General features: G+C 61.5%; 20 protein-coding genes. 5 read left to right on the plus strand and 15 right to left on the minus strand.

The window, feature by feature from the left end; translation table 11 throughout:
- Positions 1-207: 207 nt before the first annotated feature.
- The 3 genes from trmFO to gluQRS are packed head-to-tail and all read left to right on the plus strand — an operon-like array spanning position 208 to position 3,068.
- The gene (gene trmFO / locus K3555_RS10350) at positions 208-1,563 is read left to right on the plus strand and encodes a methylenetetrahydrofolate--tRNA-(uracil(54)-C(5))-methyltransferase (FADH(2)-oxidizing) TrmFO (protein WP_259992500.1); all 1,356 of its coding nucleotides are present in this window, start codon (positions 208-210) and stop codon (positions 1,561-1,563) included.
- Between the two features lie 33 nt (positions 1,564-1,596).
- Positions 1,597-2,211: a class I SAM-dependent methyltransferase gene (locus K3555_RS10355; protein ID WP_260008405.1), complete on the plus strand. Its 615-nt coding sequence runs from the start codon at positions 1,597-1,599 to the stop codon at positions 2,209-2,211.
- Positions 2,208-3,068, plus strand: a complete 861-nt coding sequence (gluQRS, locus tag K3555_RS10360) for a tRNA glutamyl-Q(34) synthetase GluQRS (RefSeq protein WP_260008407.1) — start codon at positions 2,208-2,210, stop codon at positions 3,066-3,068. Before K3555_RS10355 ends, gluQRS begins: the two co-directional genes overlap by 4 nt.
- A 45-nt stretch (positions 3,069-3,113) precedes the next feature.
- Here gluQRS and hisI read toward each other — a convergent pair whose 3' ends face one another.
- Complete coding sequence (hisI, locus tag K3555_RS10365; protein ID WP_260008408.1) at positions 3,114-3,485, minus strand: phosphoribosyl-AMP cyclohydrolase; 372 nt, start codon at positions 3,483-3,485, stop codon at positions 3,114-3,116.
- A 77-nt stretch (positions 3,486-3,562) separates the two neighbouring features.
- Between hisI and K3555_RS10370 the strand changes: the two genes are divergently transcribed.
- On the plus strand, positions 3,563-4,015 hold the full coding sequence (locus K3555_RS10370) for an iron-sulfur cluster assembly scaffold protein (protein ID WP_260008409.1): 453 nt from the start codon (positions 3,563-3,565) through the stop codon (positions 4,013-4,015).
- Positions 4,016-4,305: 290 nt separating this feature from the next.
- Here the strand turns inward: K3555_RS10370 and K3555_RS10375 are convergent, their stop codons facing one another.
- From K3555_RS10375 to K3555_RS10395, 5 genes are all read right to left on the minus strand, one after another.
- Positions 4,306-4,428, minus strand: a complete 123-nt coding sequence (locus K3555_RS10375) for a hypothetical protein (RefSeq protein WP_259992508.1) — start codon at positions 4,426-4,428, stop codon at positions 4,306-4,308.
- Positions 4,429-4,576: 148 nt separating this feature from the next.
- Positions 4,577-6,667 (minus strand): ATP-dependent DNA helicase RecG, encoded by a 2,091-nt coding sequence (gene recG, locus K3555_RS10380; RefSeq protein ID WP_260008410.1) that lies wholly within the window; start codon positions 6,665-6,667, stop codon positions 4,577-4,579.
- Entirely contained in the window at positions 6,664-8,916 is a 2,253-nt protein-coding gene (ligA, locus tag K3555_RS10385; RefSeq protein ID WP_260008412.1) for an NAD-dependent DNA ligase LigA, read from the minus strand. Before ligA ends, recG begins: the two co-directional genes overlap by 4 nt.
- A gap of 169 nt (positions 8,917-9,085) precedes the next feature.
- The gene (ctrA, locus tag K3555_RS10390) at positions 9,086-9,805 is read right to left on the minus strand and encodes a response regulator transcription factor CtrA (RefSeq protein WP_259992512.1); all 720 of its coding nucleotides are present in this window, start codon (positions 9,803-9,805) and stop codon (positions 9,086-9,088) included.
- 117 nt (positions 9,806-9,922) lie between these two features.
- Positions 9,923-10,210: a DUF1153 domain-containing protein gene (locus K3555_RS10395; RefSeq protein ID WP_259999311.1), complete on the minus strand. Its 288-nt coding sequence runs from the start codon at positions 10,208-10,210 to the stop codon at positions 9,923-9,925.
- Positions 10,211-10,357: 147 nt separating this feature from the next.
- Here K3555_RS10395 and mnmA point away from each other — a divergent pair, with 147 nt between their 5' ends.
- Positions 10,358-11,503, plus strand: a complete 1,146-nt coding sequence (gene mnmA, locus K3555_RS10400) for a tRNA 2-thiouridine(34) synthase MnmA (RefSeq protein WP_259992515.1) — start codon at positions 10,358-10,360, stop codon at positions 11,501-11,503.
- Between the two features lie 242 nt (positions 11,504-11,745).
- Here mnmA and lpxB read toward each other — a convergent pair whose 3' ends face one another.
- From lpxB to dxr, 9 genes are all read right to left on the minus strand, one after another.
- Complete coding sequence (lpxB, locus tag K3555_RS10405; RefSeq protein ID WP_260008413.1) at positions 11,746-12,909, minus strand: lipid-A-disaccharide synthase; 1,164 nt, start codon at positions 12,907-12,909, stop codon at positions 11,746-11,748.
- Complete coding sequence (locus K3555_RS10410) at positions 12,906-13,694, minus strand: LpxI family protein (RefSeq protein ID WP_260008414.1); 789 nt, start codon at positions 13,692-13,694, stop codon at positions 12,906-12,908. The genes lpxB and K3555_RS10410 overlap by 4 nt, the downstream gene beginning before the upstream one ends.
- A gap of 4 nt (positions 13,695-13,698) precedes the next feature.
- Entirely contained in the window at positions 13,699-14,484 is a 786-nt protein-coding gene (lpxA, locus tag K3555_RS10415; RefSeq protein ID WP_259992519.1) for an acyl-ACP--UDP-N-acetylglucosamine O-acyltransferase, read from the minus strand.
- Between the two features lies 1 nt (position 14,485).
- A complete protein-coding gene (fabZ, locus tag K3555_RS10420) occupies positions 14,486-14,956 on the minus strand; it encodes a 3-hydroxyacyl-ACP dehydratase FabZ (protein WP_129370710.1) in 471 nt (156 codons plus the stop codon).
- A 75-nt stretch (positions 14,957-15,031) separates the two neighbouring features.
- Positions 15,032-15,577, minus strand: coding sequence for an OmpH family outer membrane protein (locus K3555_RS10425; RefSeq protein WP_260008416.1), 546 nt, complete (start codon positions 15,575-15,577; stop codon positions 15,032-15,034).
- A 73-nt stretch (positions 15,578-15,650) separates the two neighbouring features.
- A complete protein-coding gene (bamA, locus tag K3555_RS10430) occupies positions 15,651-18,062 on the minus strand; it encodes an outer membrane protein assembly factor BamA (protein ID WP_260008418.1) in 2,412 nt (803 codons plus the stop codon).
- A 126-nt stretch (positions 18,063-18,188) separates the two neighbouring features.
- Positions 18,189-18,317: a hypothetical protein gene (locus tag K3555_RS10435; protein WP_259992731.1), complete on the minus strand. Its 129-nt coding sequence runs from the start codon at positions 18,315-18,317 to the stop codon at positions 18,189-18,191.
- 140 nt (positions 18,318-18,457) lie between these two features.
- Positions 18,458-19,807, minus strand: a complete 1,350-nt coding sequence (gene rseP / locus K3555_RS10440) for an RIP metalloprotease RseP (RefSeq protein WP_260008420.1) — start codon at positions 19,805-19,807, stop codon at positions 18,458-18,460.
- Between the two features lie 4 nt (positions 19,808-19,811).
- Positions 19,812-20,984, minus strand: a complete 1,173-nt coding sequence (dxr, locus tag K3555_RS10445) for a 1-deoxy-D-xylulose-5-phosphate reductoisomerase (RefSeq protein ID WP_260008421.1) — start codon at positions 20,982-20,984, stop codon at positions 19,812-19,814.
- Between the last annotated feature and the right edge of the window lie 7 nt (positions 20,985-20,991).

Consider the following 20,991-nt stretch of genomic DNA (forward strand, 5'->3'; position numbering starts at 1 on the left):
ACAATTTGGGCTGCTGCTGCGGAAGGGTCCCTCCAACCGGTTCTCTCTCACCGGTGACCATTCCCGCAGCGGCGGCCCCAAATTTCCCTCCCTCCCGGTCAGATCACATTCAGCCAACAAATTCTGTGCGATTTGCGGCGGCTCTGCGGCACGGGTTCGACCGCCAAGCCTGTTGCGCAACCCCTCCCCCTGCCCTATGTGGCGGGCATGACAGATCATTCGGCACAGACATTGCATATCGTGGGCGGCGGCATGGCCGGGTCCGAGGCTGCCTGGCAGGCGGCGAACATGGGCGTATCCGTGGTGATCCACGAAATGCGCCCCAAGGTAGAGACCTTTGCCCATCAGACCGGCAACCTGGGCGAGATGGTCTGTTCCAACTCCTTCCGCTCGGATGATGACGAACAGAACGCTGTAGGCCTGCTGCATTGGGAAATGCGCGCAGCAGGCGGGTTGATCATGGCCACCGCGGACAAACACCGTCTGCCCGCCGGCGGTGCGCTGGCGGTGGACCGCGATCCCTTTGCCGAAACTGTGACGGCTAAGCTGAAGGCGCATCCGAATGTGTCGGTCTCTTACGAAGAGATCACTGAACTGCCTGTGGACGGCCACTGGATCTTTGCCACCGGTCCGCTGACATCACCGGAACTGGGGCAGGCAATCCAGGCGGAAACCGGCGCCGAGGCACTGGCGTTTTTCGATGCCATCGCGCCGATTGTCTATGCGGAAAGCATCGACATGTCCCAGGCCTGGATGCAGTCGCGCTATGACAAGGGCGAGACCGAGGAAGAACGCACTGCCTACCTCAACTGCCCGATGGACAAGGACCAGTACGAAGCCTTTATCGACGCATTATTGTCAGCTGACAAAACTGAGTTTCACGAGGGCGAGACCGCCGGGTATTTCGATGGCTGCCTGCCGATCGAGGTAATGGCAGATCGCGGCCGCGAGACCCTGCGCTTTGGCCCGATGAAGCCGGTGGGTCTGACCAATCCGCATCAGCCTGACGTCAAGGCCCATGCGGTGGTGCAACTGCGCCGCGACAACGCGCTGGGGACGCTGTTCAACATCGTCGGTTTCCAGACCAAGATGAAATACGGCGCCCAGACAGACGTGTTCAAGATGATCCCCGGGCTGGAGAACGCCAGCTTTGCCCGCCTTGGCGGCATCCACCGCAACACGTTTTTGAACTCCCCCACTCTGCTGGATGCGCAGATGCGGTTGAAATCAAAACCCAACATTCGCTTTGCCGGCCAGATCACCGGCGTCGAGGGGTACGTGGAAAGTGCAGCAATGGGACTGCTGGCAGGCCGGCTGGCTGCTGCGGAAATCCTTGGTCAGGACCTGCCGGAAGTTCCGCAGGACAGTGCCATGGGCGCGTTGATCCATCACATCACCGGCGGCGCCGAGGCCAAGACGTTTCAGCCGATGAACGTGAACTTCGGCCTGTTCCGTCCGGTTGACGGTCTGAAGGGCGGCCGCCGCGGCCGCAAGGACCGCTACAAGGCCTATACCGACCGCGCCAAGGATGTCTGGCAACAGTGGCTCAGCAACTTTTCCTAGACGGACTGCGGCTGCCGGGCCTAAACTTGCAGCATGAGCGAAAAGTTTCTGGACAAGGCCTACGACCTTGAAACACCGGAAGCGACCCTGGAGCACTACAACCAATGGGCCGCTTCCTACGACGCCGAGATCGCCGAGAACGGTTACGCCACACCGGGCCGTATCGCCGAAGCCTTGGCAAAGTTCCAGCCGGACATGAATGTGCCCGTTCTCGATTTCGGCTGTGGCACCGGCCTGGCAGGCCTGGCCCTGCGGTTGCAGGGGTTTGACACCGTGGATGGTATGGAACCGTCTGACGAAATGCTCACCCAGGCCCGCAGCAAGGGCGTCTACCGCACATTGACACAGATTGACGTCATGGACAGCAAGCCGATCCCGCAAGGCGCCTACCGCCAGATCACCGGCTGCGGCGTTCTGGGCACTGGCGCAGCCCCGCCAGCGGTATTCGACATGATCCTGCATGCCTTGCCGCGCGGCGGGCTGTTTGCCTTTTCCTACAATGATCACGCGCTGGAAGACCGGGCCTATACCGGCAAACTCAATGAATGGCTGGACTGTTCGGCCGCCCGGCTGTTATTCCGGGAGCACGGCGACCACCTCCCTGGAATCAACTTGAAGTCCACCGTATATGTAATTGAAAAAACGTGACATTCACCACCCGTTTTGCGCCATCTCCAACCGGACCGCTGCATCTGGGCCACGCCTATTCCGCCATCCTGGCGCATGATATGGCCATGGCGGAAGGCGGCAGCTTTCTGCTGCGTATCGAAGATATCGATCAGTCCCGCGCGCGCCCCGAATGGGAGGCGCAGATTTTTGAGGATCTCGAGTGGCTCGGCCTGACATGGCCGCTGCCGGTAATGCGCCAGTCGGACCACCTGCCCCGTTACCGCACCGCACTGGACCAATTGACAGTGATGGGCCTGACCTATCCCTGCCGCTGCAACCGTGCCGATATCGAGAACGCCGCAGGCGCCCCGCAAGAAGGGGTTCCGCAATTCGGCCCCGACGGGCGCATCTACCCAGGCACCTGCCGCGCGCGCCTGACATCCGAGGCCACGGACAAGGACGTGATCCGGTTGAACATGATGAAAGCCGTCCAAGCAGCTGATTTACGCAGCTTCACGGAAACCAGCCCGGAGTTCGAAGGCATCCATCACCTGGACCCGGAACAATTGATCATGGCCGTTGGCGACATCATCCTGGTGCGCCGGAATATGGGCACATCCTACCATCTGTCCGTTGTTGTGGATGACGCGGATCAAGGCATCACACATGCAGTACGCGGTGCGGATCTTTTTGAGGCCACACAGATCCACGTGCTGTTGCAAAGCCTGCTCGGACTACCGACTCCAATCTACCACCACCACCGCCTGATCCGCGATGCGCATGGCAAGCGCCTTGCCAAACGCGACGATGCCCGCGCCATCGCCAAATACCGCGCCGAGGGGGCTACCCCGCAGGACATCCGCGAAATGGCCGGCCTGCCCGCTTCTTCTGGCTGAAAATATCCCCGCCGGAGGCACGGCCCGCCAGGGCCGTATCCTTGTTCAGCCCATCGGCTTCATCAGCTCAATCTCTTCGCCAGCGCGCACCGCAGTATAAAAACAGGTCCGCCGGTTGGTATGGCAGGCCGCCCCGGTCTGACGCACCAGCGCCAGCAGGCAATCCCGGTCGCAATCCACCCGCAGGTCTATCAGTTCCTGCACGTGGCCCGAGGTTTCCCCCTTCACCCAAAATGCCTGGCGCGACCGCGACCAATAGGTCACATGCCTGGTCTCCAGCGTGCGGACCACCGCATCGGCATTCATCCAGGCCATCATCAGAACTTCGCCCGAAGCCTCATCCTGCGCAATGCAAGGGATCAGCCCGGCATCATTGTACACCAGGCTGGCGGGATCAAAGGACGCGGCAATAGTCATGGATAAAAACCTTTTGCATCTGCTGTTCGGCTCCCTATGTATGGGGAAGAACCAAGCAGGGAAAGCCCGGGAAAGACATGGCTGGCGAAAGTGATCTGATCAAACTGTACTCCACCCGGATTCTGGCGCTGGCCGCGGATATCCCACATCTCGACAGGCTTGAATCCCCCAGCGCCACTGTCAAGAAACGCTCGCCGCTTTGCGGCTCTGCCGTGACCGTCGATGTTTCTGTGGAAGACGGGAGAATCGCGGATTTCGGCCAGGACGTAAAGGCTTGCGCGCTGGGACAGGCCTCGGCGGCAGTGGTGGGCGCCCATGTCATCGGCCGCTCGCTGGAAGAGGTTGAGACCGCCCGCGACCAGCTGAAGGCGATGCTGACCCAGAACGGCCCGGTGCCGGACGCGCCTTTTGACGGATTGGAAGTTCTGCAGCCTGCCCGCGAGTTCAAGAACCGCCACGCCTCGATCATGCTGGCGCTGGAGGCAACGCTGGAAGCCATGCAGACCGCCGCCAAGGAGCGCTGCGCCTGACGCGGCCTTTTGCGGCCCTGCACAGGCAGCCCAAATAATCGCAACGCGACCTGCACCTGTGCAAATCATTACGCTGTGTGATCACTCTCCCCTCAAATAAAAAGACCGCCGCGCATCCGGGCAGGATGGCGGCGGCAGTCATGCTCTGCTGTGCGGGACCCGGGCCGGCCAGGCTGGATATTGAGGCAATCCAAGTGGGGATCGGGACAGGCGGTTGATCCCTCGGGCAGTCCGGGACAGGAAAGGGCCGGCCCGGCACAGCAGATGCAATCAGGAATGGGAAAAGCGGATCAGAACAGCCCTGGAAGATGCAACGCCGCCACCAGCATCACCATCAGCGAGGCCGCGCCTATGGCGTCCTCCAGCAGGGTCGAATGGGCGTTCTGCATGGTGGTTTTGATCTGTGTAATCATGGCTCGGACCTCCTCCGGTCAGTCTCTTCGCTCTCTGGCAAGTTTGTTGCCTCTTTGTTCTCATTTTCAAGAACGCCTGTAAAGAACTTTTTGAGAACATTTGCGAACAGATTGGGGAACCGCCAGAGAACACGCTTTGAAATTCGCGTTAACCCACTGTAATCAAACGGATTGCCTGATCCTGCTTCATCAGCCACAGTAGAACACGCGCAGCCTTGCCGCGGGGGCTGTCCAGTTTGGGATCGGCGGCCAGCAGCGCCCGCGCATCGCTTTGCGCCACCGCCATCAGCCCGGCCTGGCGCTCCAAATCGGCAATACGGAAGCGTGGCAGGCCGGATTGCGCGGTGCCGATCATGTCGCCCGCGCCGCGCATCTGCAGATCGGTTTCCGAAATCCGAAAGCCATCCTCGGTTTCGCGCAGCACTTCCAGCCGTTTGCGCCCGCCCTCGGTAAGCGGCGGCTGATACATCAATAGGCAGGTTGACTGGGCACTGCCGCGCCCCACCCTGCCGCGCAGCTGGTGCAGCTGCGCAAGGCCGAAAATCTCGGCCCGCTCAATCACCATGATCGAAGCATTCGGTACGTTCACCCCCACCTCAATCACCGTGGTGGCCACCAAAACCTTGGTTCTGCCCTCCTGAAAGGCAGCCATGGCCGCATCTTTGTCCGCAGGCGGCATCTGGCCATGCACCAGCCCTACAGTGCCCTCACCCAGAATGGCCCGCAGATGCTTGAACCGTTCCTCCGCCGCTGTCAGGTCGCTCAGCTCAGACTCATCGACCAGCGGGCAAACCCAGTAGCACTGGCGTCCCTCACTGATTGCTTTGCGCAGATGATCAACCACTTCCTGCATCCGCTCGGTGCTGATCACGGCGGTCTTGACTGGCTTGCGCCCCGGCGGTTTCTCGTCCAGCACTGAAACATCCATGTCGCCATATTGTGCCAGCGCCAGCGAGCGCGGGATCGGCGTGGCGGTCATCACCAGCACATCCGCGCCCTTGCCTTTTTCCGCAAGCTCCATCCGCTGGCGCACACCAAAGCGGTGCTGTTCATCGACAATGGCCAGCCGCAGATCGCGGAATTCTACATCCTGCTGGAACACCGCGTGGGTACCTACCAGGATGTGAATGTCACCGCATTTCAGCGCCGCCAGCTTGGCCTTGCGCTCCGCGCCTTTGTCGCGCCCGGTAAGGATCTCAATCACCACACCTGCGTCCTCGGCCAGCGGTGCAAGCCCTTCCATATGCTGCTGCGCCAGAATGCCCGTGGGAGCCATCATCACCCCCTGCCCACCTGCTTCAACAGCGACCAGCAAAGCCATGAAAGCAACCAAGGTTTTGCCGGAACCCACATCGCCCTGCAAAAGCCGGTTCATCCGCTTGTCCGTCGCCATATCCGCCGAAATTTCCTCGATTGCGCGGGCTTGCGCGCTGGTCGGCCGGTACGGCAATGCCTTCAACACCCGGGATAGCAGCCGCCCTGTGGCCTGACTTTCAATGCCGCGAATTTTACGTTCGGTCTGGCGGGCCAGCGCCAGGGTCAGCTGATGGGCAAACAACTCGTCATACGCCAGCCGCGCCCGCGCCGGTGCCTGCGGGTCCAAGTCACCGGGACCCTGCGGTGCATGAGCTGTTTGCAATGCATCATGCCAAGCGGGCCAGTTTTCCCGAAGCATCTGCGCCGGGTCGATCCATTCGGCCAGCTCCGGCATCCGCGACAGCGCGCTTTGCGCCGCCTTATACATGGTCTTCTGGGTGACGCCGTGGGTCAGGCTGTAGACCGGTTCATACTCCGGGATCTCATGCGCTTCCTCAACAGGCAGCATGTGGTCCGGGTGAACCATCTGGGCCAGCCCGTCAAACAGCTCCAGCTTGCCCGAGACCACACGGCGCGCGCGCTCCGGCAGCTGAGCCTCAAGATAGCGGCTGCGGCCATGGAAGAACACCAGTTGGAATTCTGTCTCCGCATCTTCCACATGGATCCGGTAGGCACCGCCCCGGTTACGGGCCGGGCGGTGGCTGCCGATGGTCACTTCAACTGTAACGACGGCGGGCAGATCCACCCCAAGGATAGTATCGCGCCGCCGCCGGTCCACCACCGAATACGGTAGCGAAAACAATAGGTCACGCGGTGTCTCGACCTCTACCTGAGTAAGGGATTGTGCCGTTTTCGGGCCAACCCCTTGCAAGGTTTCGGTCCCGGCGAACAGCGGAAACAGGATTTCGGGACGTCCGCTCATGCCTCTGCAATCAGCTCCAGCCAGCTATCTTCATCCATTGTCCGGATGCCCAGATCAGCCGCCTTCTTGGCCTTGGACCCCGCGCCCGGCCCGGCCACCAGTATGTCGGTCTTTTTGGAGACCGAGCCGGACACTTTGGCACCCAAAGTTTCGGCCCGCGCCTTGGCTTCGGCGCGGGTCATCTTTTCCAGCGTGCCGGTGAAAACCACGGTCTTGCCCGCCACCGGGCTGTCTGCTGCCGGTGCATCCGGCGGCACAATGGTCAGCTTAGCCACCAGCCGGTCAAAGGCCGCGCGTTCTTCGGGGTTGGCAAAGGCGTCTGACAGGGACAGGCCCAGCACTGCGCCAATCCCATCCACACCGATAAGGTCCGCCCAAGCAGAGGCGGCTTCGGCTGGAACACCGCAAGCGATAATCGCCGCGTCGCGGGCGTCCTTGATGCGGGCACGGCGGCCCTCCTGCGTGGCAGCCTGGCGTTCAGCCTCCTCAGCCTCATCCGCTGCCCGGTGCGCCAGCGCGGCGGGTCGCGCGGCGTCAACCGCCTCCGCCATCGCGTACCAATCCCGGTAATGCAACGCCAGATCGCGGCCGGCAACTTCGCCCGCGTGGCGGATGCCCAGGGCATAGATCAGTTTGGCCATCGGTATGGTGCGTTTTTCAGAAATCGCAGCAAACAGGTTATCCGCAGATTTTTCGCCCCACCCTTCGCGGTTCTTCAACTGCTGGAGTCCGGATCCATAATTTTCTTGCAAATCAAAGATATCCGCGGGTTCTTTCACCCACTCGTCTGCATGAAACTGCTCCACCTGTTTGGCGCCCAGACCCTCAATGTCAAAGGCCGCGCGGGACACAAAGTGCTTCAGCTTTTCCACCGCCTGCGCCGGGCAGATCAGGCCGCCGGAACAGCGCCGCACGGCGTCACCTTCTTCGCGCACAGCCGGGCTGGCGCATTCCGGGCAAGTCTGCGGGAACTGATAGGGCGCGGCATCCGCAGGCCGCTTGGCCAGATCCACATCGGCCACTTTCGGGATCACATCGCCGGCCCGGTAAATTTGCACCCAATCACCGATGCGGATGTCTTTGCCCGCCCGGATCTCCGCGCCCTTAGAGTCGCGGCCCTGGATGTAGTCCTCGTTGTGCAGCGTCGCATTCGACACCACCACGCCGCCAACGGTCACAGGGGTTAGACGGGCAACCGGGCTCAGCGCGCCGGTACGGCCGACTTGAATGTCGATGGCCTCCAGCCGGGTCCAGGCGAGTTCCGCCGGAAATTTATGCGCGATCGCCCAGCGGGGCGTGGTCGAGCGGAAGCCCAGCCGCCCCTGCAAGGCCAGATCATTGACCTTATACACAACGCCATCAATGTCATAGCCAAGCGTTGCGCGCTGTTCTTCGATGCTGCGGTAGTGGCTGATCATCTCTTCAAGAGTTGCGCACAACCGGGTCAGCGGGTTTGTTTGAAACCCCAGGGAGTGCAGCCGCGCAATTGCCTCCATCTGCGTTTCTGCCAGGGGTTCACTCAGCTCACCCCAGCTGTAGGCAAAGAACCGCAAAGGCCGGACCCGGGTGATTTCCGCATCCAGCTGCCGCAGCGACCCTGCGGCGGCGTTGCGCGGATTGGCAAAAATCTTGCCGCCGCGTTCTTCGTGCCGGGCATTCAGCGCCTCGAAATCCGCGTGACTCATGTAGACTTCGCCGCGCACTTCCAGCACTTCCGGCGCGCCGTCCAGCTGCTGGGGAATGTCGGCAATAGTTCGGGCGTTGGCGGTCACATTTTCACCAATGCTGCCATCGCCGCGCGTTGCCGCCTGGATCAGAACGCCCTGTTCATAGCGCAATGACAGCGATAACCCGTCGATCTTGGGTTCGGCGGTAAAAGACAATCCATCAAAAGGCGTGAGGCCCAGGTATTTGCGGATGCTGCGGTCGAAATCGGCGACGTCCTCATCCTCAAAAGCGTTGCCCAGCGACAGCATCCGCACCGAATGGGTGATCTTGCCAAAGCCAGATGCCGCGGGCGCGCCAACAGCATCCAGCCGGGCCGCTGTTTCAGCCAATTCAGGGAATGCCTCTGCCAAGGTCCGGTAACGGCGTTTCAGCGAATCATACTCGGCATCGCTGATCTCAGGCGCGTCGGCCTGATGATAGGCCAGATCCGCCGCCCGAAGGTTTTCTTCCAGTGCCAGAAATTCAGCCTGCGCGTCTTCAGCCGTCAGGTTTGCCACGTCTTTTTCTGTTTTCTCTGCCACGCGCGGTCCCTCTTCGTTCTTCCCTTTCGTGATAAGGTGCGGCGCCAGCCGCGTCCAGCGCATCCATCAGACCGTCAGCAACAAGCTGCAAAAAGCAAAAAGACCCGCCAGCCGGCAGGTCCTTGCAACCGGCGGCACATGGTCATGTGCCGACCGGGTGATCATCCTTTCAGGCGCCGACAGCCAGCCGCTGGCCGCCTGAAAGGTGGTCCTCCTGCGGATCACGCAGCACATAACCGCGGCCCCAGACAGTTTCGATGTAATTCTCGCCGCCTGTTGCATTGCTAAGCTTCTTACGCAACTTGCAGATGAAAACATCAATGATCTTCAGTTCCGGCTCATCCATGCCGCCATAAAGATGGTTCAGGAACATCTCCTTGGTCAGCGTGGTGCCCTTGCGCAGCGACAGAAGCTCCAGCATCTGGTATTCCTTGCCGGTCAGATGCACCGCCTTGCCATCGGTCTCAACCGTTTTGGCATCCAGGTTGACCGCGATCTTGCCGGTCTTGATGATAGATTGCGAATGCCCCTTGGAACGGCGGATGATCGCATGGATCCGCGCCACCAGTTCCTCACGGTGGAAAGGCTTGGTCAGATAGTCATCCGCGCCAAAGCCGAAGCCCTTGATCTTATTGTCGGTATCATCGGCACCGGACAGTATCAGAATCGGCGTTTCGATACGGGACATGCGCAGCTGGCGCAGGACCTCGTGGCCGTTCATATCGGGCAGCCCCAGATCCAGCAGGATCAGGTCGTAGTCGTAAAGTTTAGCCAGATCGATCCCCTCTTCCCCCAAATCCGTCGAGTAGACGTTCAGGTTGGCATGGGTCAGCATCAGTTCGATGCTTTTGGCCGTGGTCGGATCATCCTCAACCAGCAGAATGCGCATATTATTTTCTCCGCCTGTACACTGTTTCCCTCAGGTCGCGTTAACCTTGGTGGAAAAAAGTTAATGCCTCGTTACCATGATGGTTAATTTACAAATGCAACTCAAGGGCGGGCCTGTTTATTTTGCGTCAGGGCTGCGGAATTTCTTGAGACGCGTGGTTTTCAGGGCCTCTTCGCCATGGTCTGCAACCGCTGCAACCCAGCTTCGGAACTCTTCCTCGCTCAGCCCGTAACGCTGCATGGCTTCCTTCTGAGGCAGCAGCCCGTACAGAACACCGCGCACCACCGCAGCCTTGCGCGAGGCAACCCAGCGCCTGGTGGTTGTCGGCGGCAGGTCCGCCCGGGTCATGATAGTGCCATCCGGCAGGGTGACGGCGCGCGGCCCGTCAACTTTCTTCAAAAACATCTTTCTTCCCTCGAAGATCTTTTTCGTTGAGGTCTGGCACAAGAATTTCCGATCAGGCTTAACGGCACGTGAACCACGGCCCTTGAGAGTCTGTAGGATTTTCCTATATTCTGCGGCGCCTGCCCCCTTGCCTTCAGGAGCTGCCCCATGGCGCTGGACCACGACTCAAACCTAAACTCGCTCGGCTTTGCCAAACCGCCCTCGGAAACCCGGGTGGTGGTGGCCATGTCAGGCGGCGTCGACAGCTCTGTTGTCGCTGCATACTTGGCCGATCAGGGCTATGACGTGGTCGGCGTGACGCTGCAGCTTTATGATCACGGCGCGGCGCTGGCCAAAAAAGGCGCCTGCTGTGCGGGCATCGATATCCACGACGCGCGGCGCGTGGCCGAGGAGCGCGGCTTTCCGCACTACGTCCTGGATTATGAGAACATTTTTAAGGATGCGGTGATTGACGAGTTCGCAGACAGCTATCTGGCCGGTGCAACCCCGGTGCCTTGCATCCGCTGCAACGAGCGGGTGAAGTTCAAGGACCTGCTGGAGACTGCCAAGGATCTGGAGGCCGACTGCATGGCCACCGGCCACTACATCCAGCGTATGATGGGGGCAAACGGGGCAGAGCTGCACAGCGCCGAGGATGCAAACCGCGACCAGAGCTACTTCCTGTTCTCAACGACGCCGGAACAGCTGGATTACCTGCGCTTTCCGCTGGGCCACCTGCCCTCCAAGGACGCAACGCGCAAGATGGCAGCGCAATACGGGCTGGCCGTAGCGGACAAGCCTGACAGTCAGGACATCTGTTTTGTGCCGGACGGAAACTATGCCGGGGTGATCGAAAAACTGCGCCCCGGTGCTGCGGAGCCGGGCGACATCGTTCATTCCGACGGCCGGGTGCTGGGCCGCCACGACGGGGTGCTGCACTACACCATCGGCCAGCGCCGCGGCCTGGGCATCGGCGGCCTCAGCGAACCGCTGTATGTGGTGAGGCTTGATGTGGACAAGAAACAGGTTGTTGTCGGCGCCAAGGAGCTGCTGGCCACCCGCACCATCCCGGTGCGCGAAATCAACTGGCTGGGCGACACGGCGTTCACCTCGCAGGATGAATGGCATGTGAAGGTCAGAGTCCGCTCCACCCGCCCCCCGCGCGAGGCGATCATCCGTCCTCTGAGCGAAACAACCGCCGAGGTCGAGCTGCTGACCCCGGAGGAAGGCGTCTCTCCCGGCCAGGCCTGCGTGTTCTACGCCAGCGAAGGCTCCCGCATCTTTGGCGGCGGCTGGATCTGGCGCGGTTACTGAGGCGCGCCATTGGGCGGTTGCGCCAGGTCAGGGAAACGCAGGTTTCCAAATCAAAAATGAGTCAACGCTAAGGGCGCATTTGCGCCCGAGCGATTCCCGGCAATACTAAATCCGCCGAGTCATCTTGCCGACCCGCACATGTTCTGCGCTGCCCGGGCGGCGCGCTCCGCGCGGGTGCGCAGCGCCCGCGCTACCAAAAGCCGCGCGGCGGAGGCATCAGCCTCCGGCGCGCTCCTGCCCTATCAGCTGGGTAAACGGTCCAGGACCGCGCGGGCGGCACGCAGTCCTGGCTCTTCACCACCCTTGCCAAGACGTTGCATGGTCACGTCCATGGCACCCAATTGCGCGCCAGGGTCGGCTGAAACCGCAGCCAGCCGGGCAGCTATATTGTCCGGTGTACACTCTGGCCCCAGGCATTCCGGCACCACGCGGGTATCGCTCACCAGGTTGACCAGCGTCACAGTGTCGATCAGCGCCATGCGTTTCATGATCTGCCAGGTCAGCCATTGGAATTTGTAGGCAATCACCATCGGCGTGGCCGCGGCGGCCAGTTCCAGCGATACCGTGCCAGAGGCGGCCAGTGCCAGATCCGCTGCCGCAAAGGCGGCGCGTTTGTGGGCCTTTGCCGTGGCTGGCTCGAATTTGTTCGGGTCAATCAGGACGGTGCCCGCAGGCCAGCTCTGCAAGGTCTCCTGCACCAGCCCTGCAACCGGCGCGGCGGCAGGAACGACCACCTTATAGTCCGGATGTGTCTCCAGGAAGTGTTTCAAGGCAGCCCCGAAGTCCGGCGCCAGCCGCGATATCTCAGAGCGCCGCGAGCCTGGCAGCGCCAGCACAAAGGGCGCATTTCCCAGACCAAATTGCTGCCGGAACGCAACAACCTCATCACGCGAGGCCTGCGGCTCGGCGACCACCGGGTGGCCGGCAAAGTCGCAGGCCATACCGGCCTTTTCCATAAGCGGCGGCTCAAACGGCAGCAACGCCAGCACATGGTCGATGACCTCAGCCATTTTGCCTGCCCGTTTGGGCCGCCAGGCCCAAACCGAGGGCGCCACGTAATGAACTGTGCGGATATTGCTTTGCTCTTTGACCAGCCGCGCTACCCGCAGCGAGAAATCCGGGCTGTCGATGGTGATCAGCACATCCGGCTTGGTTTCCAGAACCGCATCGGCTGTTTCCCGGATCCGGCGTTTCAGATGGCGGTATTTGGGCAGCACCTCGGCCAGCCCCATCACCGACAGCTCATCCATCGGAAACCGTGAGACCAGCCCCTGCTCAGCCATCAACGCACCGCCAATGCCGTCGAAACTGACGTCCGGTTCCAGCTGCTTCAAACCCGCCATCAACGCCCCGCCCAGCCGGTCGCCCGAAGGCTCTCCCGCCAGAATGAACACCCGCAGGCTCATCCCTTGCGCAGCCACAGGAACAGGCCCAGCCGGTCACAGGCCGAAATCACCGCCTCCTGATCCAATACGATCACGCCGCCTGCTTCCAGTGCAATGCCGGACAATCCGGCCTTAGCCGCGGCTTCCACTGTCCCGGCACCAATGGTGGGGAGGTCAGCACGGCGGTCCTGTGCCGGTTTCGGCGCCTTGAACAGCAAACCGCCCTGCCCGTCCGGGCGCTGCAGCAGCGAGGCCAGCATCCAGTCGGTGCCGAAGATGTTCTCGACCGCGATTGCCTGCTGCTTGCGCACTGCACAGGACTGGCCGATATCAGCCGCACACATGGCGGCGACAATTTCCGCGCCCCGTACAGCATCTGCCTTGTCCAGCTCGCCCGGCTGGACCTTGGTCGGCACGCCCTCTGCCATCAGCAGATCCGGCGCTACCTCATGCGCGGCGCGGACAGTGAACCCAGCCTGTTCGAAAATGCCAATGATCGCCCGCAAAGCCCCGTCATCGCCAGCAGCCAGCGCCGCCTGCAGCACCGGAACCAGCGGCATCGTCGCGGCATCGATGGCCGAAGGGTCGATATTGGGACGGCGCACCGCGCCCGCCATGCAGATCTCGGTCACATCTGCGGCCTTCAAGCGTTCCAGAAAGGATCCCAGCTGTTCAAACCGGAAAGTCACTTCCGCAACCACCGCGTCCGGTTCGGACCCTGCCATCGCACAGATCAGCGGCCGGCCGGCAACACGGGATACAACTTCAGCCGGCAGTTCACCGGTGCCTGCAATCACTGCCAGCATGGTCTCAGCCCCCCGGTGTCAGGAAAGAGCGGTCGCTGCCGCCGGTGATGAAAGCGACGATCCGCTGCACGTATTCGCTGTCGCTCTCGTCCCCCAGCCGCTTGGCGCGCTCCTGAAAGGTGCCTTCGCCCTGGGCCAGCATCTGAAACGCCGCACGCAAAGCGGTGATGTCGCTGCGGGCCACGCCGCGGCGTTTGAGCCCGACCAGGTTCAACCCGTCCAGTTCGCCCCGTTGCGCCTGCACCAACCCGTAGGGGATCACATCATTGGTCACCATGGTGACTGCGCCGATGATGGCGCCGCGGCCGATACGCACCCATTGGTGGATGCCCGACAGGCCGCCGATGATCACGTCATCCTCCAGCACGCAGTGGCCCGCCACCGCGGCAGAATTCACCACAATCACCCGGTCGCCGACCTGGGCATCATGGGCGATATGGCAGCCCGCCATGAACAAGCCGTCGTCGCCGATGCGGGTCACGCCGCCGCCGCCGTCGGTGCCGGCATTCACCGTCACATGCTCGCGGATGCGGTTGCGCTTGCCGATCACGGTCTTGCACTTCTCGCCCTTGAACTTCAGGTCCTGCGGGATCTCGCCCAGCACCGAAAAGGAGAATACAACGGTTTCGTCGCCGATCTCGGTGTCGCCTGTGACCACCACATGGGATTTCAGAACAACCCGGTCCCCCAGCACAACATCAGGTCCAACCAGGCAGAACGGGCCGATCTCGCAGCCCTCGCCGATTTTGGCACCGTCTTCGATAATGGCGCTGGGGTGGATGCTGCTCATATCAGGCGCCCTCTACCTGGCGGTCAACCATCGCGGTGAATTCGGCTTCTGCGGCCACTTCACCGTCCACCGTGGCGCGCCCCAGGAACTTGAAGATCTTGCCGCCCGGTTTGCCGCGCAGGGTTTCGACATGCATTTCCAGCACATCACCGGGCACCACCTTGCGGCGGAATTTGCATTTGTCGATATTCATGAAATAGATCAGCAGATCGGTATCGACCATGTCCATGCCAACGCCAAGCATCACGCCTGCGGTCTGCGCCATCGCCTCGACGATGGTGACACCCGGCATGATCGGCGTTCCCGGGAAATGGCCCTGGAAATGCGGCTCATTCATGGTGACATTCTTGATGCCGCGGGCCGATTTGTAGCTGTCGATATCAACCACCTTGTCGACCAGCAGGAACGGGTAGCGGTGCGGCAGGATCCGCTGGATCAGTTGAATGTCAGCATTTTGCAGCTCGGTGGTCATGCGTGGTTTCCCATTATCGTCAATTATGCTGCGCCGTCCCTAGCAAGCAGAGGGCACTTGGGCAAGTTCGCACACTCAGCGCTCACTCTCCTCATCTGCTGCGCCATCGCCAAGAACCTCGTCTATCCGGCCGATTGCCAGACTGGTGATATCAGCGGCATTGGCGCTCAGAAAGACCGAAGCATGATCCAGAATCGCCCCAGCGCCGGACTCCCGCATGATCTGCTGCAGCACCGGCAGTGAGGCGGCGATGAATTCCCGCCGGGCTTCCTCGCCCATCTGGTTGATTTCACGCAGCTTCTGGTCCTGGCGGCGCCGGGTTTCCTGCACCTTCTGATCAAAAGCATCCGCCAGGGCACGGAAGGCGTTCGGCGCCATGTCGCTGCGGCGTTCGGTCAGCTCCAGCTCCTCGGCGCGCAGTTCAGCCTCGATGCGGCGGTTTTCCGCGGTCAGCACTGCGCCCTCGGCCTCAATCTCGCGCTCCACCCGCTTGCCAAAGGCGCTTTCGGAAAACAGCCGGTCTGGCTGGATGGTGAGGATGCCGCTTTGCGGCAGCCCCAGCTGGAATTCCGCACCCGCATTGGGGGGGGGTGAAGCCGGCTCCTGGGCCAGGGCCGGCACCGTCCCGGGCCCGGACAGCGCTATGGCAAGACCAAGCGCTGCCCAATAACTGGGCGCAGGCCGCCGCACCAGATCAGAACCGCGCCTGCAAAGTCAGGTCGAAACTCTGTTCCTGGTCAAAGTCCTCTTTCTGGAGGGCTTTGGAGAAGTTGAAGCGCAGCGGGCCGATCCCGGTGGTCCACAGCAGGGAAACGCCGACGACGTGGCGGAACGATCTGCTGCCTCCTACCACAGTTGCATTTCCGCCTGCGGGGAGGGATCTGTCCACGTTCTGCGTTCCCCAAAGGCTGCCAACATCATAGAACAGGGCGCCACGCATCCCCAGTTCCTCAGGCAAGCCCAGCGGGAATTCCGCATCAAAGCGGGCTACAGCATAATAGTTGCCGCCCAGGAAGTCATTGTAGTTTCCGTTAGGCGCGCCGCTGGACTGGTCCCGCGGACCGATACCGCCGGGTTCGAATCCGCGCATAACCGATGGGGTCAGAACGAACCGGTCGATCGAGCGGCTGGAACCGCTGCCTTCCCATTGGAACGCACCCGCCTCCAAGGTCGCACGGATCGTGACTTCCTCGTTCAGAATCTGTTTCTGCGCCACAATCTTGGTTGTGGTCTTGAAGTACTCAGAATCTCCGCCCAGGCCGGCATAGTCGGCCCCGATTTCAACCAGGAAGCCCGCAGTCGGATCCAGGCCGGTCAAACGGCTGTCATAGCGGTAGGTGAAACCGATGGCACTCGACGAACGCTCACCCTGCGCGATTTCATTGCGGATAACCGGACTCGCCAGGAAGGAGGTCGTGTCGTCATCCTCGCTATCGCTGAACAGCATCTCGTCCGCATCCCACGTATAGCGGACCTGAAGCGAGGTATCCTCGCCTGTGTTGAAGGTCAGCGCGGGCTGGAAGAAGATCCGCTTGGTGCGGTATTCCGAGAAACTGGAGTCGGTTTCATTCAGACCGAGATCCAGATCGAACCGAAGATCCCGCCCCAGAAGCGAAGGCTCGGTAAAGCCCAGAACATAGGAATCCGATTCCGTCGCCGTGGCGATATTGAACGACAGCCGCTGACCGCGGCCCAGGAAGTTGTTCTCGGTCAGGCCGACGCTGACCCCGAAACCATCCGTGACCGAGTATGCACCGCCAAGATTCAGCGACCCGGTTGGCTGTTCCTCGACGTCGACGTCGATAATCACCTGATCGGACGAGCTGCCCTCACGGGTTTCCACATCGGCGTTGGCAAAGAAACCAAGCGCCCGGATACGCTCTGCGCTGTTGCGGATGGACCGCGGATTGAAGGGGTCGCCTTCCACCGAGCGGAATTGCTGACGTACCACCCGGTCCAGCGTGGTGGTATTGCCTTCGATATCGATACGCTCGACAAACACCCGCGGACCGCGGCGCAATACGAACTCAATATCCAGGGTCAGATCCCGCTCATTGCGGGTGACCCGCGGCTCGACCCGCAAAAAGTCGATCTCATTGCGGACGGCCAGCCCCTCCATCCGGTCGATCGCATTCTCGACCAGCGACGGGGAGTAGACCACGCCGGGCTTGATCTTCAGGGTGGAGCTAAACAGGTCGGCATCCGCTTCCGGCATTTCGCTGGTCACAGAGACATTGCCAAACCTGAATTGCTGACCTTCGGTCACATCGACCACCAGAAAAACCGCATCCCGCTCGCGCGTGACTTCAGCATTGGAGCTGTTCACCCGGAAATCCACGTAACCGCGCGACAGATAGAAATCACGAAGCACTTGCTTGTCGAATTCCAGCCGGTCCTCGATCAACGTGTCCGAGTTGATGAAACCGCGCAGAAATCCAGCCTGTTTGGTCTGCAGGATCCGGCGCAGACGGCGGTCGGAATAAACCCGGTTGCCGGTGAAGGAGACGCGCTCCACCTCGATGGTGTCGCCTTCGGAAATCTCGAACACCAGGTCGACGCGGTTGTTGTTGCGGCGGATAATCCGCGGGGTCACGCGCGACGCCAGACGGCCTTGAACGCTGTACGCCTCGGCAATTGCGGCGGCGTCGCGCTCAGCCTGCGAGGGGCTGAACACCCGGCGCGGCGCAGATTCGATAATCTGGTCCAGGGAATCATCCTTGAGACGGCGGTTGCCCTCAAAGCTGATCTGATTGATGGTCGGGAATTCGGTGACTTTGATCACCAGCGTATTGCCGCGCGGCAACAATTCCACTGTTTCAAATACGCCACTGTCAAGGATGCGCTGATAGGCGTCGTTCAACTCGCCCGCACTGACTGTCTGCCCCCGTTCGATCCCGGTGTAGGCAACAACAGTGGACGTCTGGATCCGCTGATTGCCCTCGACCTGAACCGTATTGAAGCGGAAGCTTTGCGCCTCGGCCGGCAGCGGAGACAATGCATAACCCAGCGCAACCGCCAGAGAAATAGCCGAAACTTTACGGTACAAGATGTTGATGCCCGACTTACACTCACCACAGGACTTGCCTGCGACTTTCCCCCAAACCATTTTTCAAAACCCGATTATTATAGCAGCTTTGGGATGTGCGTACCGGGTTTGAAAGCGCTTGTCAAAACCAACAAAGCGCATTCTGGCAGCAACCGGCACGGCGGGCTTGCGCGCCGGTTGCAGGAATCACAATGTGGCGAGCCAGGCGCCTGCGGTCAATGCGCCGAGGACGGCAAAACCCGTCAGCGCACGGTCCCAATTCAGCAGAACCAACAGGCCCAGGCCATGGTAAGATTGCGAGAGTGTCTGCATCATTTGTCCCCCAGTTATCGTTCACCAGTCCGCAAAGCACCTATCTGGCACAATTTGCGGATTGATAAAAAGTTAACGGGAGAATGTGGCAGCACTTGGGCGGCAAAATGGCCGCCCGAAGTCATCCTTTCTGTACCGGCTTCTCAGCAGAACAAATCATTGCCAAGCGCAAACACCATCAGCGACAGCACAATAGCAATGCCAAGCGACATCAGCACCCGCACCGCCCGGTCGCTGGGCGGACGGCCTGCCACGGCCTCGTAGGCGTAGAACATCAGATGGCCGCCATCCAGCGCAGGCACCGGGAACAGGTTCAGCAGGCCCACAGCCGTCGACAGCACCGCAATGAAGCGGATAAAGCTCTCGGCCCCCTGGCTGGCCATCGCGCCCGAAGTTTCGGCAATGCCGATCGGCCCGGACAGGTTGCAGGTGCTGATGGCGCCGGTGATCATATGCTTCAGCCCCGACAACGAGGTCTCCACCACAGCCCAAACCTGATAGGTTCCCGCCGCCAAAGAGGCGCCGAAGCCTGCGGATTCTGTTGCCGGTTCAAAGGCCAGGCCGCCAATGATGCCGATCCGCCAGCGGGTGGCAAAGCCGCCATCCGGCTGCGGCTCATCGGTGCGGCGCGGCGCCAGGGCCATTTCGACCTGCTGGCCGTCGCGCCAGACGTCCAGCACCAGCACTTTGCCGTCCGCAGCCTCGACGTGCGTCTTGAGCTGGTCAAAGGACACAACCGGCGCGCCATTCATCGCCAGGATCACGTCTTCCGGCTGCAATCCTGCATCTGCGGCTGCACTGCGCGGCACCACACCGCGCACATAGGGCGGATAAAGATACGGTCCGCTGACGCTGATTTCAGTACCGTCGCGGCGCACTTGATAGTCCAGCGGCTGCTCTTGCGGCAGGGCCTCGCGGAAGGCCTCCCAGGCATCGGGATCGGTATAGCTTGGCACCGCAATTCCGCCTGCTGCTATCAGCTCATCCCCCTGCTGCAGCCCGCTTTCGACCCCCGGCAGCGGCGCCAGCACGCCGATGGTCAGCGGGTCACGCATGATGCCTTGGGACATGGCAACTGCGGTAAAGATGATCGCCGACATCACAAAGTTGAACACCGGGCCTGCTGCCACAGTTGCGGTCCGGGCCCACAACGGCGCGCCATGCATGGTGCGGCGCAGGGCTGCCGGATCGTCTGCGGCGGCTTCCATAGCACCGGCATCCTTGCCCGAGGCCGCATCAGCATCACCAAGAAATTTCACATAACCGCCAAACGGCAGCGCTGCGACCTGCCAGCGGGTGCCGTGTTTGTCCACCCGGCTCCACAGCACCGGACCAAACCCCAGCGAGAACACCTCGGCGTGGATTCCCGACCAGCGGCCAACAATGTAGTGGCCGTATTCATGCACTGCCACAATCACCGACAAGGCGATGACAAAACTGGCAATCGTATAAAGAAAACCGCCAAACTGCGGAACAAAAGCAAGTACGTCCAAAGATCTACCCTATGCGTTCTTCTGCGGCGCGTGCCGCCTGTTGCCGGGCGAGATGGTCGACCCGGGTCACGTTATCAAGTGTCATTGCGGCATCAATGAGGTCACGTTCCGCTGACATGCGCTCCAGCGCGGTCTCGGTGACGGCCGCCATATCAGTGAACCGGATGCGGCCTGCGATGAAGTCATCCAGCGCCTGTTCCTTGGCGCCGTTAAAGGCTGCGCCCATCATGCCGCCGCGGGCCATCACATCATAGGCCAGGCGCAGCGCCGGATAGCGGGCCGGGTCCGGTGCGCGGAAATTCAACTGGCCGATGCGGGCCAGATCCAGCCGCTCCACCGGCAGTTCCTGGCGTTCCGGCCAATGCAGCGCGTATCCGATGGCGTGGCGCATGTCCGGCGCGCCCAGATGCGCCATCAGCGCACCGTCATTGAAGCCAACCAGCGCATGAACCAGCGATTCGGGATGCACCAGCACCTCGATCTGTTCAGGCCGGACACCGAAGTATTCCCGGGTTTCAATAACTTCCAGCGCTTTATTGAACATGGACGCGCTGTCGATGGTGATCCGCTGCCCCATGTCCCAATTGGGGTGGGACGACGCCTGCGCCAGGCTTGCACCTGGCAGCTCTTCCAGCGGCCAGTCGCGAAATGCCCCGCCGGACGCGGTGATGATGATCCGCTCAACTGCACCGATGTCTTCGCCCGCCAGGCCCTGGAACACCGCCGAATGCTCGCTGTCCACCGGCAGCAGCCGGGCGCCGTGCGCCGCTGCTGTCTCCAGCAGCAACCGGCCGGCGCAAACCAGCGATTCCTTGTTGGCCAGCGCCAGGGTGGTGCCGTGTTTCAGCGCCTCCAGCCCCGGAGCCAGACCAGCCGCGCCCACAATGGCCGACATGATCCAATCCGCGGGACGCGCAGCAACCTCAACCAGCGCCGCCTGCCCTGCTGCGGCCTCGACGCCGGTTCCTGCCAGCGCCGCGCGCAGATCCGGCAGGCGGTTGTCATAAGCAGTCACAGCAACATCAGCCCGCAGCGCAACAGCGTCTTCGGCCAGCTGGGCGATATTGGCGCCGCCGGTCAGCGCCACAACATCATAAGCGTCCGGCGCGCGGCGGATCAGATCGATGGTGTTCTGGCCAATCGAGCCCGTCGCGCCGAAAATCGAGACTTTCCGCATAGTTTTT

It is taken from the genome of Leisingera sp. M527 (genome assembly GCF_025141525.1).
GTDB lineage: Bacteria > Pseudomonadota > Alphaproteobacteria > Rhodobacterales > Rhodobacteraceae > Leisingera.

Coding starts and splice junctions, on each gene's coding strand:
- K3555_RS10410 (WP_260008414.1), bottom strand. CDS start 13,694: ATGCTGGCAGTGATTGCAGGCACCGGTGAACTGCCGGCTGAAGTTGTA.
- mnmA (WP_259992515.1), top strand. CDS start 10,358: ATGGCGCTGGACCACGACTCAAACCTAAACTCGCTCGGCTTTGCCAAA.
- recG (WP_260008410.1), bottom strand. CDS start 6,667: ATGAGCGGACGTCCCGAAATCCTGTTTCCGCTGTTCGCCGGGACCGAA.
- hisI (WP_260008408.1), bottom strand. CDS start 3,485: ATGACTATTGCCGCGTCCTTTGATCCCGCCAGCCTGGTGTACAATGAT.
- K3555_RS10435 (WP_259992731.1), bottom strand. CDS start 18,317: ATGATGCAGACACTCTCGCAATCTTACCATGGCCTGGGCCTGTTGGTT.
- bamA (WP_260008418.1), bottom strand. CDS start 18,062: ATGGTTTGGGGGAAAGTCGCAGGCAAGTCCTGTGGTGAGTGTAAGTCG.
- lpxB (WP_260008413.1), bottom strand. CDS start 12,909: ATGAGCCTGCGGGTGTTCATTCTGGCGGGAGAGCCTTCGGGCGACCGG.
- trmFO (WP_259992500.1), top strand. CDS start 208: ATGACAGATCATTCGGCACAGACATTGCATATCGTGGGCGGCGGCATG.
- dxr (WP_260008421.1), bottom strand. CDS start 20,984: ATGCGGAAAGTCTCGATTTTCGGCGCGACGGGCTCGATTGGCCAGAAC.
- K3555_RS10395 (WP_259999311.1), bottom strand. CDS start 10,210: ATGTTTTTGAAGAAAGTTGACGGGCCGCGCGCCGTCACCCTGCCGGAT.
- ctrA (WP_259992512.1), bottom strand. CDS start 9,805: ATGCGCATTCTGCTGGTTGAGGATGATCCGACCACGGCCAAAAGCATC.
- K3555_RS10370 (WP_260008409.1), top strand. CDS start 3,563: ATGGCTGGCGAAAGTGATCTGATCAAACTGTACTCCACCCGGATTCTG.
- K3555_RS10375 (WP_259992508.1), bottom strand. CDS start 4,428: ATGATTACACAGATCAAAACCACCATGCAGAACGCCCATTCGACCCTG.
- K3555_RS10355 (WP_260008405.1), top strand. CDS start 1,597: ATGAGCGAAAAGTTTCTGGACAAGGCCTACGACCTTGAAACACCGGAA.
- lpxA (WP_259992519.1), bottom strand. CDS start 14,484: ATGAGCAGCATCCACCCCAGCGCCATTATCGAAGACGGTGCCAAAATC.
- fabZ (WP_129370710.1), bottom strand. CDS start 14,956: ATGACCACCGAGCTGCAAAATGCTGACATTCAACTGATCCAGCGGATC.